Here is a 10711-nt window from a genome sequence, read left to right on the forward strand (position 1 = left end):
GCGCGTGGAACGATATATAGGGGTCTCCCACGGGTGAGCTACGTTTACTTGCTAGCGGCTACGCCGGGTTCGCCCCAGTTAGAGCCTGCGAAGGTAGAAACAAATAATCTAATAACAGTTAGTTGATACGACAAAGGAACTGTTCCTTTGTCGTATCAACTAACCAGTAAGAATAATATTGTTACAAGCAAGAAGCCTCCCGTTCGGGGCTCACCCATATCGTTCCACGCGCAGTTTCGCAGCGAGCGCAGCGAAGCGAGAATGTTTGAGCATGGAATGATATGGGTGAGCCCCGAACGGGCGGGATTAGTGCGCCCTGCGCAGCGAGAATGTTTGAGCATGGGATGATATATAGGCGGGTCGGGCCGGTCAGCGGACAGTAAATCACTACCTGATATGCGCGGGTTTTCCGCCCCAGTAGAAGCGGCAGAAGGCTCGTTTGCGCTTTTGGGGTTTGCCTACGAGCTCCATGGTTGCGATGGCTATGTCTTCGGCTGCGTGGGGGCGGCGTAGTACTTCGCCGTTGATGAGTAGGGCTTTGAGTGATTCGGGATGGTCGTGCAAGTGACGTAGGGTAACGATGAGCTCTCGTGCGGTGGTGACATGCATGCTGGCGCCCATGCCGGTGAGCATGGTGGTGTTGGCCTTTTCCTGGCCATAGGACTTGCCCAGCAGAATCATCGGCAGATGTGCGCATAGGCACTCGGTGACCGTGAGTCCGCCCGATTTGAGGATTGCCAGGTCGCACCCGTGCATGAGGGCCGCCATGTCGTCGACATAGTCCAGCACCGTGACATTTTCGAGCTTCATGGCATCGAAGAGTGTCTTGAGGCGGGCGGCGTATTCCTTATCCTTGCCCGGCAAAAAGACAAAGTGCATGTCTTCGAAGCTGCGTAGGAAGGGGAGGGTGCGGTCCATCTCCGCGCGAAAGCGAACGTACGGTTGAGGCAAGCTGGCACCGGCCATTACCAGCACGACGGTCTTGTCGGTGGGGAGATTGAACTTCTCGAGTTCTTCCTCGCGATTGTAGTCCGTATCAAACCCGGCGCGAATGGGGATGCCTGTAATGCGGATTTTGGTCTCGGGAACTTTACGGGGGCGAAGTGTCTCGGCCATAAATTCGTTGGCTACGCAGAACAGGTCGGTGTCCTTGTGGGGCCAAAAGCCTTCGACTTCATAGTCTGTTGGTACGCAGATGACCGGATAATCGATACCCGTAATTACGCGGGCGCCCACGGCAACATTGGCTGCTGTGATGTGCGTTGCAACCACGGCTATGGGCCTGCGGCTACGAATATATTCGTTGAAGGCGGGGAACATAATTCGCGACCATGCCGTTCCGCCACCCCAGAGAAGATGTCCCGTAAGCGTATATCGCCAGGTCAGGTCGTAAATGGGGCGCGTGGCTCCCGTAAAAGAAGCCGCGGTCTTATTGCCGTCGAATTTAATACGTCCAAAATCAAGGATATCGAGCACTTCAATCTCAATATCCTCGGGGATGCCATTGGTGCCGCGGATGAGGTCGAATGCCTGCGCAATCGCATTTGCGGCGGCCTTGTGGCCCGAGCCAACGGAGGCGTGCACGATGGTCACGAGAGGTTTTTGCTGAGCCAGGAGCGTGGTTTGCTCCGATTGGGGAGTGCTGTGCGTGAGCAGGGGAGCGTCGTCACTCGTCTGCGCCTGGTCCATCGATAACTCCCCTTCAGCTTTGTAATACGGATTTATCATTGTAGTGCATGAGTGTCACGTTCACGTAAATTTGGGTATGAGCGCAAAGAACGACAACGTTTCGACGAAAGGACGCTTCATGACTACCGATAAGCCGATCGATGTTGCGATTATCGGTGGCGGCCCCGCGGGCTATGCTGCCGCCATTTATGCTGCGCGTGCTAACCTGACGACGACCGTGATTGAGCAGGGCATGTCGGGAGGGCAGATCGCCACAACCAATGAGGTCGAGAACTATCCGGGTATCTCGCTCCTGAGTGGCGCCGAACTCGGCGAGCGTTTTCAGCAGCATGCAGAGGGCCTGGGAGCACAGGTTGCATGGAGCATGGTTACGGGTGTCGATTACGATGCCGATGCAGCGTTGTTTACGGTGCATCACGATATGGGCGATACGCTGGCCCCGAGCGTTATCGCTTGCATGGGTGCCACGCCGCGTCCGGCAGGTTTCGCAGGCGAGGATACGTATCGCGGTCGTGGCGTTTCATATTGCGCAACATGTGACGGCATGTTTTTCCGCGGCAAGCAGGTTTTTGTAATCGGTGGTGGCAATTCGGCATGCGAAGAGGCTCTGTTCCTGTCCGACATTGCCAACAGTGTGACCATCGTGCTGCGCCGCGACCAGTTCCGTGCGCCCGATGGTGTTGTTCAGAAAGTACTCGCAAAGGACAATATTACAGTTAGGTACCAAACTAGTATTGTGGAGCTATCGGGCGAAGCCATGCCAACGACGATTACCTTTAAGGACAATGCATCCGGCGAGACTCATACCGAGTCATTTGAGCCCGGCTCGTTTGGCATCTTTGTTTTTACCGGAACGCAGCCCCATACCGAGCTTGTTGAGCATCTAGTCGATCTGGCGCCTGATGGCGGCATTCTGACTGATGAATCCATGGCGACCCGCACGCCAGGTCTATTTGCCGCTGGCGATATCCGTTCCAAACGTTTACGCCAGGTTGTGACCGCTGTTTCGGACGGAGCCATAGCGGCAACGAGCGCATACGCGTTTCTCCGTGGATAAGTACGATAATATATCTTATGTAAGGTTGCTATCTTTTAACATAGTGGTTGGACAGTGCATCAATGTGCCGTCCAACCACTTTTACTTTGCGGCTATGTAGTATGCAAAACTATATAACCTAGAATACAATATAGAAAACGAACGGGGGCCTCTTATGAACCATGCTAAACATGTTATCCCGATGTCCGATACGTCGGTCAGCATTAAGCCTGAGGATATTCAGCCGACGGTTCTGCCGGATGCATTTATTCAGTCCGATATGGTGGGTAAACTCAACGCGTTGAGCCTGCCACGCTATGACCAGCTGCCCAACGTAACGCTCTATCGCGATCAGGTTATTGAATATGTTGCGCTGTGGATGGAGCCGCTTTCGATTTGCGTAGAGCAACCCGTTATCACGCCATCGATGATCAATAACTACGTAAAGGTCGGCCTCGTTCCTGCTCCGGTTAAAAAGCAGTATGGCCGTGAGCAGATTGCGCGTCTCATCGCCATTTGTATCTTTAAGCAGGTGCTGCCCATCGCTGCGGTTCAGGCGCTCTTTAATATTCAGCGCTTGAGCTACGACGCTCCGACGGCTTTCGATTATGTTGTCGATCAGCTCGAGGCATCGATTCGTGCGGCGTTTTCTGTTGAGCAGACTCCCGTGCCCGATACCGCACATCAGGTTACGCGCGAATCGTTGCTCGTGCGCAGTGCGGTATCGTCCTTCGTTTCGAAGGCGTATCTGATGAGCTATCTCAAGTTCAATGGGTTTAATAGCTAACCGAGGTATAAGATGGGCGGGATAAAGAGCCAATGGCTCCTTATCCCGCCCATACGTTTGTCTAGTTGGATATTATCGGCCCGACGCCACGCCCATACCGTAGCCGATAATGAGGCCGTGCATCTCGGCATAGTATGAATCTAGCCCGTTACAGGGCATGATAATCGTCTTGGAGCCGGGCCAATGCTCCACAATGCGGCTGGCAAGTGCTTGGGCGCCCACCTCATTCTCGACATGGTCGATAACGACCTCGCCGCCGGTAAAGCCTGCGGCCTCCATGGTGTCGACAATCTTGGTGAGCATCTTCTTTTCGCCGCGGGTGTGCCCAACGAGTTCAATTTTGCCCGCTTCGCTCGCCGTGCCCAAAATGCGGATATTGAGCTTGTTGGCAATGACGCCGGCTGCCTTAGGGATACGTCCGGCTTTGGCCAGGTTTTCGTAATTGCACAAGCTGAAGAGGATTTTGCTGTTCTGCTCAAGGCTATTGAAGTATGCGCAAGCGTCCTCGAATGAGACATCCGGATTGCTTGCAAGATACCGGTCGAACAGCAGTAAGATCAGGTCCATTTTGCCGCCGGCTCCGCGTGAATTGACCAAATGAATTTGACGGTTCGGCTCCTCGGCAAGAACCAAATCGCGTGCCGTGGCGGCGGCGTTATAGCTCCCCGATACGCCCTCCGAGATGGGCATACAAATCGTCTTGTCGGCAAGCCTAAAGAGTTCGGTCCACTCGCCTACGCTCGGACAGGCGCTCGAAGAAGCGCTCGACTCCGCCTGCACGGCGCAATTGAGTTCGTGAACGTCGAGCGTGAGGTCATCGACGAACTCGCGCTCCCCCACTCGAATTTTGAGGGGTGCAAATGCAAAGGTGGTATGGGGCGCGGTCGGTTGCCAATCGCGGAGGTTACAGCTCGAATCGGAGATAAGTGCCCAGCTCATAGAGGGTCCTTTCTATATGCTTCTCAATCATTATAGCTATATTGCTCACCGATGAAGCGTGCATCTAGTATTGAAAACTAGCACATTAGGATCATGTATGGAGCACGGTCATAAATAAATGAACCTCGCAGCTCAAAGGCCACGAGGTTCACCTTCGTTCGCTATACAGAGTGACTTAGTAGCGCACGAAAATGTAGTTGTTGTTCATACCGGCTGCGACGGAACTGATGATGACGCCCGTTTTGTAGTCGGAAGCATGGATCATCTGACCATTACCGATATAGATGCCGGTATGGTAGGAGTTAACCACAACATCGCCGGGTTGCGGATCGGACACACGGGTCCAACCCATGAAGTCGACCGTGGTGCCCAGACGGCAGTAGCGTCCCGTGAGGCAATAGCTTACAAAACCGGAGCAGTCAAAGCTGTTCGGCCCAATGCCACCCCAAGAGTAAGCGTATCCGAGCTTGCTATAGGCACGCGAAACAACGGAACCGCCGTCAACGGACTGGCTCGGTGCGGAAGGCGTCGGAGCCGGAGCCGGAGCCGGAGCGGGCGTCGGGGGCTGCGGAGTGGGAGCGGGCGCGGGCGTGTTTCCGCCGCCGTCGTTGGTCGTACCGCCACCCTTGTTGGTGTTCTCGGTCGTACCGGCAGTCTCGTTGCTCACCGTGGCCTTCTCGGCGGTGCTGGCGTTGATGCCGGCCTGCAGCGCGGCGTTGGCCTCGGCCTCGGCGGCAAGCTCGGCCTGCAGCTGCGAATCCAGGGAGTTTACGACGTTCTGGGCTTCAGCCTGCTGGGCGTTAAGCTCGTCGACCTTCTTTTGCGTGGCGGCGACGTTCTTCTCCTGCTCGGCCTGCTTATCGGTGAGCTGCTGCTTAAGCTCCTTGACCTCTTGAATGGTCTGAGCTTGCTTATCGGAAACTTTGCCGTAGTAGAACAGACGGTTGAGCATATCGCTCAGGTCATCGACACCCGTCAGAACCTGAAGCAGGCTCAGACCGCCGGTTTTGTACTCGCCGGCGACATAGGTTGAGAGCTTAGCCTGACCATCGGCGATCTCCTGCTGCTTTTGCGTGATCTCGCCGGCAGTCTGATCGAGCGCCTGCGTCTGCGTGGCGAGCTCATCGTAAATCTGCTGAGTTTGGGTACCGATCTGCTCGAGCTTCGTACGAGCAGCGGCAAGGTCGGATGCGGTATCGGCGTAGGCAGGAGCCGCGAGGCCCAAGCCCAAAACACAAGCGAGGGTTGCCGTAGCAGCGCAGCGTGCCATGTTTTTGTGCGTGTTTGCTGTGCGCATGTAGCTTCCTTTCCAGTAACTAAGGGTAACGGCTAGTCCACCGTCACCAGGCTAAAGAGCTCCACATCGTCATCAGACGGCGTGAGCTTCTCGCGCGGGTTGAGAAACGCAAGCTCAAGGATACAACCGTAACCGATAAGCTTTGCGCCCATATCTCGCACCAGTTTACCTGTTGCCTCGACGGTTCCGCCCGTCGCGACCAAGTCGTCCAGAATCAACACGGTATCTTTAGAGCTGATAGCGTCGGCATGGATCTCAATGGAATCCGTTCCGTACTCGAGCTCGTAGCTCTGGCTCACAGTCTTGCGCGGTAGCTTGCCCGGTTTACGTGCGGGAACAAAGCCGGCGCCAAGGGCTACAGCTACCGGTACGCCAACCATAAAGCCGCGAGCCTCGGGACCCACGACCTTGGTGATTCCCATGCCGGCAAAGTGCTCGGCGAGGGCATCGGTCATGGCTTTGAGCGCCTCGGGATTGCCAAAGAGCGGCGTGATGTCTTTAAAGATGACTCCGGGCTCGGGATAGTCGGGGATGTCGACGATTTGAGATTCGAAGTCGTACATTGCATGACCTTTCAATGGGTTCCCGAAATTTCAGCAGCGGTTATTTGCCCGCGGTGGCGGTGCCGGATTGCGAAGGGGGGACGACCTTGAGCGGCTTGACGAGAGAATCCTTGTGCGAAGCCGGCGCGGCTATCTCTTCGTTTTTGGCCTTGGTGGACTCGGAGCGAGTGATTTCCTCATCGAGTGCATCGATGTCGGCGTCCTCGACCACGGCGTTGAGCGACTCAAAAACGCGGTTCTTGAGCAGCGCGGTGTGCACGCCCTCCGTCAGGTCGTGAAGCTTCTTAAACGCACGCTCGAGCTTGGCGTCGCGCTCGTCATCGGAGGTATCCATGCCGAGCATGCTCACAAGCACCTGCTCAAACATCGAGGACTCGCGGTTGGCGGAAGACACGTACTGACGCAGGTTGCGCGGCTCGATATGGAAGCGCGACAGCTCGGAGCAGTAGCGGATGATCGGAAAATCGCGACCATCGACAAGCTCGCGATTCTGCGGACTCTTGATGATGCGAATGAGGTCGTTCTCGGCGAGCGAGCGGATAAACGAAATTTCGACGCCCAACATATCGGGAATGGTCTCGATGGGATGCAGCTTTTGCTTAGTCTCCTTGGGCTCCGTCTTGAGCGGAACATCGGATAGCAAGCCCACCTCGTAGGCGAGCGTTGACAGGTCCGTGGCGTTTTCCAAGCGCTGCTTAATCACGTTGAGCGGCATGTAGCGGGTCTTCTGCAAGTGCAGGATGACCTCCAGACGATCAACGTCCTCCTTAGAGTACTGACGGTATCCCTTAGGCGTACGATGAGGGGTAATGAGCCCCTCATCCTCTAGAAATCTAATTTTTGAGTTCGAAAGATCGGGGTATGCGCCTCGAAGTAGGTTGACGACTTGGCCGATACTCAGATAGTTGCGTTCGGCCATGCCCTACTCACCGGTTTCGATGCGCTCCGGCGTGCTCTCGTGGTAGATGAGCGTAAACGTACCGATCTGAACGGAAGAACCGTCGTGCAGCGGGGCTGCATTGACAATGGCACCGTCGACCCAGGTACCATTGAGCGAGCCCAGGTCCTCGATGCGAGCGCCGAGGCCCTCGCGAATAATGCGCGCGTGGCTGCGCGAAACGGTCATGTCATTAAGGAAGATGCCGTTCGCGGGATCGCGGCCGATGGTGGTCACGTCGTCCTCGAGCTCAAAGGCGGCACCAGTCTGCGGACCCTTGACGATGGACAGGACGGGGGCGGTGATGCGCACGTTGGCCATGAGGTCGGGAACGGTGACGTCGCTTGAAGGCACGCGGAATACGCAGGTAGCGTCAGCAGTCTTATCATTCTGAGGCATATTGTTAACCATGTTGTCCATGACAACCCCTAACTTATCGCGGACGTGCCGCAAATAATGAACCGTACGTAATCATACCCCAACGAATCAGTCTTCGATTTCAGGGTTCAGAAAGTCGATGTCCTCGTCCTCGGGATGCGCGAGAGCCTGTTTAATGGCCACTCCGCCCTTAATGGAGTAGATGACAGCCGTGAGCATGGAGAAGATCACGCCGCCGTACACAAAGAAGATGCCGAGGGGCACCGAGCTTCCGTTGAGGCCCGGGAAGGCCGTAAGGGTTGAAGATAAAAGGTGCAGGCCGTCAATAACGGGGAAACCGAGCAGCATGAGTGAGAAGCCGGTCATGAGCAGCGCCGTGGCAATCTTTCCGGGAAAGACCACATCGATGGGGCGACGGTGATAATGACGCACGATAAGCGTGCCGATGCCCAGATAGATGTCGCGGCCAATAATGAGTACGCAGACCCAGATGGGCAGCTCTCCGCGGACCACCAGTCCAAGTACGCCGGTGAACAGCAGCGCACGGTCGCAAATGGGATCCATGACCTTGCCGAGCCACGAGACCGTCTTAGTCATGCGGGCGATCTGACCGTCCATCCAGTCGGTGGAGGCGGCAACGGCGTAGATAACGATGGCGATGACACGGTTGTTATCCGTCACAAACAGGTACAGAAATACCAGGGTGAGGATCAGGCGCGTAAAGGTGATGAAATTGGAGATCGTAAAGATCTTATTCGACGGGTAATCGGAAGTGCCGATAAGCTCCTTTTTGATCTTCTTTTTGATGCCCACAGGACTCCCCCGCTGGTTAACGACAAAACTTTCGATACTATACCCGTTCCAGCGATGTCTATCCAGCGCAGCCATAGAGAGTCCAGACATGTGGAGGGCGCCTCTGGGCTGCGCTGGATTCTGCATTTGTGTACATCAGCCTCCAAAAGCGACATTTTTCGGCATCTTTGGTGGCTGGTGTACACGTTTTGATTCGGTGATTACATCGATCGGGAAAGTTGTTGCTTTAAGCAAATGCGTACGGGTCGAGAAGGGCTGGCACCAAAAGAGCCCAACGGCCGTTACGGCTTCGTTAGAAACGCGCCCCATCATGGATGGTGAACCCGAAAGGTAAGGCGCGCGGGCACGGCGACTCGGCCCGCGCGCCCGGAAGAGAAAGGATAAGCCCATGGATTACATGCTCGAGACGCGCGGGCTCACCAAGCGCTTCGGCCGCGGCGACCAGGCGCAGGACGCCGTGGCCGACGTGAGCCTTCATATCCGCGAGGGCGAGGTGTACGGGCTGCTCGGCCCCAACGGCGCCGGCAAGTCGACAACGCTCAAGATGATCTGCGGGATGCTGCGGCCGACGGCCGGGGAGATCCTCTTTGCCGGGCACGCCTGGCGCCGCGAGGACCTCTACGCAATCGGCAGCCTCATCGAGGAGGCGCCGCTCTACCCCAACCTCACCGCGCGCGAGAACCTGCGCGTGCGCACCACGCTGCTGGGCCTTCCCGAGAGCCGCATAGATGAGGTGCTCGCCGCCGTGGACCTCGCAGACACCGGGAAGAAGCGCGCCGGGCGCTTCTCGATGGGCATGCGGCAGCGCCTGGGGCTCGCGCTGGCGCTGATCGCCCGGCCACGCCTGCTCGTGCTCGACGAGCCCACCAACGGCCTCGACCCCATCGGCATCGAGGAGCTGCGCGACCAGATCCGCGGCTTCGCGGCGGCGGGCACGACGGTGATCGTCTCGAGCCACATCCTCTCCGAGGTGCAGCAGATGGCGGACACCATCGGCATCATCTGCGGAGGGCGCCTCGCCTACGAGGATGCGCTTCGGCCCGGGCAGGACCTCGAGGAACTCTTCATGAGTTTCTGCCGGGAAGGGCGACGAGCACGCGGGGAGGTGGCGGCATGACGGGCGAGAAAGGCGGCCTGCTCGCGGGCCTGCGCGCCGAGGCCCTGAAGTCGCGCCACGCGGCACCGGTTCGCCTGGCCGTGCTCATGGCGCTGCCGATGCCGCTGCTCGGCGCGATGCCCTACCGGGGCGTGCAGATCTTCAGCGCGTGGAACTACTGGTACGCGCTCTTCCTGCCCGTGTCTCTCTCGCTCGTGGTGGCGTGCGTCGCGCGGGCGGACGCTCGCACGCGGATGCGGGGGCTTCTGGGCCTGGGCTTCCCGCTCGGGCGCGCCTGGTGGGCCAAGGCGCTCTGGTGCCTCGCTCTCTGCACGCTCTCGAACCTCGTGGTCTTCGGCATCTACCTCGCGGGATCGGCGTTCTCCTCGCAGGGCCTCACGGCCGCGGGCACCCTCACGATGCTCCTCTGCGCGCTCGCCAACACGGTGACCGCGGCGTGGATGATCCCCGCAGGGCTCTTCCTCACGGCGCGGCTCGGAATGCTCGCGGGCATCTTCTGCCCGCTCGCCGCGCAGCTCGTGGGCGGGTTCGCCTGGTCGCTGGTGCCGCTGCCGCAGCTCTTTCCGCCGTCGGCGAGCATGGTCATACCCACGAGCTTCATCCCCGTGCTGCCGAGTGGCGAGCCACTCGCGGCGGACATGGCGCTCGGCGGGGCGCTCGCGGCGGACGGCATGCTCACGCTAGCGGGCCTTGCGGTCAGCGCGCTCGCGTTCGCCGCGCTCACGGCGGCGGGCGCGGCCTGGTTCGCGCGCTCCGAGGAGAGGTGATGGCCATGACACGACTCTCCGACCCGACGCCGCGCATGACTCTCCCGCGGGCCCTGCTCTCCGAGGCCCTGCGCCTGGCGCGCTCCCCGCTCACGGCGGTGCACCTCGTCTGCGGCCTGGCAGCCGGTCTTGCCTGCGGCGAGTACTTCTCCGTAACCCGATGGGACCCGGCGCTGGGCGCGGACGCCTACGCCCAGTTCCTCGGCGCCCTCATGCCGCTCATGTCCGCCATCGTCTGTGGGCTCACCGTGGACGACGAGCGCGCTGCCGGGCGTCTCGCCAACCTCACGGCGGTCCCCTCGCGCGGGCGCGCCGTCGCGGCGAAGCTACTCGCCCTTGCGGCGCTCGGCGCGGGCGCGCTGGCCGTGGCGCTCGGCGTGTTCGGGGC

11 protein-coding genes and 1 pseudogene are annotated in these 10711 nt (G+C 58.5%); 5 read left to right on the plus strand and 7 right to left on the minus strand.

Going from position 1 to position 10711, the window contains the following annotated elements; all coding sequences use genetic code 11:
• Window positions 1-387: 387 nt before the first annotated feature.
• Complete coding sequence (locus tag DWY03_RS03435; RefSeq protein ID WP_117839909.1) at window positions 388-1689, minus strand: glycosyltransferase; 1302 nt, start codon at window positions 1687-1689, stop codon at window positions 388-390.
• 118 nt (window positions 1690-1807) lie between these two features.
• Between DWY03_RS03435 and DWY03_RS03440 the strand changes: the two genes are divergently transcribed.
• Both DWY03_RS03440 and DWY03_RS03445 read left to right on the plus strand, forming a co-directional pair.
• Window positions 1808-2746 carry an NAD(P)/FAD-dependent oxidoreductase gene (locus DWY03_RS03440; RefSeq protein ID WP_117736843.1) on the plus strand — a complete coding sequence of 313 codons (939 nt, stop codon included), beginning with the start codon at window positions 1808-1810 and terminating at the stop codon, window positions 2744-2746.
• Window positions 2747-2900: 154 nt separating this feature from the next.
• Complete coding sequence (locus tag DWY03_RS03445; RefSeq protein WP_187361898.1) at window positions 2901-3512, plus strand: DUF1836 domain-containing protein; 612 nt, start codon at window positions 2901-2903, stop codon at window positions 3510-3512.
• A gap of 72 nt (window positions 3513-3584) precedes the next feature.
• Here DWY03_RS03445 and DWY03_RS03450 read toward each other — a convergent pair whose 3' ends face one another.
• From DWY03_RS03450 to DWY03_RS03475, 6 genes are all read right to left on the minus strand, one after another.
• Window positions 3585-4451 carry a DegV family protein gene (locus DWY03_RS03450; protein WP_117839910.1) on the minus strand — a complete coding sequence of 289 codons (867 nt, stop codon included), beginning with the start codon at window positions 4449-4451 and terminating at the stop codon, window positions 3585-3587.
• A gap of 175 nt (window positions 4452-4626) precedes the next feature.
• The gene (locus DWY03_RS10125; RefSeq protein WP_197032767.1) at window positions 4627-5748 is read right to left on the minus strand and encodes an NlpC/P60 family protein; all 1122 of its coding nucleotides are present in this window, start codon (window positions 5746-5748) and stop codon (window positions 4627-4629) included.
• A 32-nt stretch (window positions 5749-5780) separates the two neighbouring features.
• Window positions 5781-6311, minus strand: coding sequence for an adenine phosphoribosyltransferase (locus DWY03_RS03460; RefSeq protein ID WP_117770348.1), 531 nt, complete (start codon window positions 6309-6311; stop codon window positions 5781-5783).
• Window positions 6312-6351: 40 nt separating this feature from the next.
• On the minus strand, window positions 6352-7230 hold the full coding sequence (locus DWY03_RS03465; protein ID WP_117770349.1) for a MerR family transcriptional regulator: 879 nt from the start codon (window positions 7228-7230) through the stop codon (window positions 6352-6354).
• Between the two features lie 3 nt (window positions 7231-7233).
• On the minus strand, window positions 7234-7668 hold the full coding sequence (locus DWY03_RS03470; RefSeq protein ID WP_006236002.1) for an FHA domain-containing protein: 435 nt from the start codon (window positions 7666-7668) through the stop codon (window positions 7234-7236).
• A gap of 66 nt (window positions 7669-7734) precedes the next feature.
• Window positions 7735-8439: a CDP-alcohol phosphatidyltransferase family protein gene (locus DWY03_RS03475; protein WP_040359866.1), complete on the minus strand. Its 705-nt coding sequence runs from the start codon at window positions 8437-8439 to the stop codon at window positions 7735-7737.
• 388 nt (window positions 8440-8827) lie between these two features.
• On the opposite strand from DWY03_RS03475, the gene DWY03_RS03480 reads away from it, so the two are divergent.
• The 3 genes and pseudogenes from DWY03_RS03480 to DWY03_RS03490 form a co-directional block, all read left to right on the plus strand.
• The gene (locus DWY03_RS03480; protein WP_055309961.1) at window positions 8828-9556 is read left to right on the plus strand and encodes a lantibiotic protection ABC transporter ATP-binding protein; all 729 of its coding nucleotides are present in this window, start codon (window positions 8828-8830) and stop codon (window positions 9554-9556) included.
• A complete protein-coding gene (locus DWY03_RS03485; RefSeq protein ID WP_117839911.1) occupies window positions 9553-10323 on the plus strand; it encodes a hypothetical protein in 771 nt (256 codons plus the stop codon). The genes DWY03_RS03480 and DWY03_RS03485 overlap by 4 nt, the downstream gene beginning before the upstream one ends.
• Before the next feature lie 35 nt (window positions 10324-10358).
• Window positions 10359-10711 (plus strand): annotated as a pseudogene (locus tag DWY03_RS03490) (lantibiotic ABC transporter permease); the annotation flags it as partial.

It is taken from the genome of Collinsella sp. AF23-2 (genome assembly GCF_003459245.1).
Lineage (GTDB): Bacteria > Actinomycetota > Coriobacteriia > Coriobacteriales > Coriobacteriaceae > Collinsella.

Excerpts from the sequence above, each read along its gene's own strand:
- DWY03_RS03435 (WP_117839909.1), bottom strand. The coding sequence starts at position 1,689 with ATGGACCAGGCGCAGACGAGTGACGACGCTCCCCTGCTCACGCACAGC.
- DWY03_RS03440 (WP_117736843.1), top strand. The coding sequence starts at position 1,808 with ATGACTACCGATAAGCCGATCGATGTTGCGATTATCGGTGGCGGCCCC.
- DWY03_RS03445 (WP_187361898.1), top strand. The coding sequence starts at position 2,901 with ATGAACCATGCTAAACATGTTATCCCGATGTCCGATACGTCGGTCAGC.
- DWY03_RS03450 (WP_117839910.1), bottom strand. The coding sequence starts at position 4,451 with ATGAGCTGGGCACTTATCTCCGATTCGAGCTGTAACCTCCGCGATTGG.
- DWY03_RS10125 (WP_197032767.1), bottom strand. The coding sequence starts at position 5,748 with ATGCGCACAGCAAACACGCACAAAAACATGGCACGCTGCGCTGCTACG.
- DWY03_RS03460 (WP_117770348.1), bottom strand. The coding sequence starts at position 6,311 with ATGTACGACTTCGAATCTCAAATCGTCGACATCCCCGACTATCCCGAG.
- DWY03_RS03465 (WP_117770349.1), bottom strand. The coding sequence starts at position 7,230 with ATGGCCGAACGCAACTATCTGAGTATCGGCCAAGTCGTCAACCTACTT.
- DWY03_RS03470 (WP_006236002.1), bottom strand. The coding sequence starts at position 7,668 with ATGGACAACATGGTTAACAATATGCCTCAGAATGATAAGACTGCTGAC.
- DWY03_RS03480 (WP_055309961.1), top strand. The coding sequence starts at position 8,828 with ATGGATTACATGCTCGAGACGCGCGGGCTCACCAAGCGCTTCGGCCGC.
- DWY03_RS03485 (WP_117839911.1), top strand. The coding sequence starts at position 9,553 with ATGACGGGCGAGAAAGGCGGCCTGCTCGCGGGCCTGCGCGCCGAGGCC.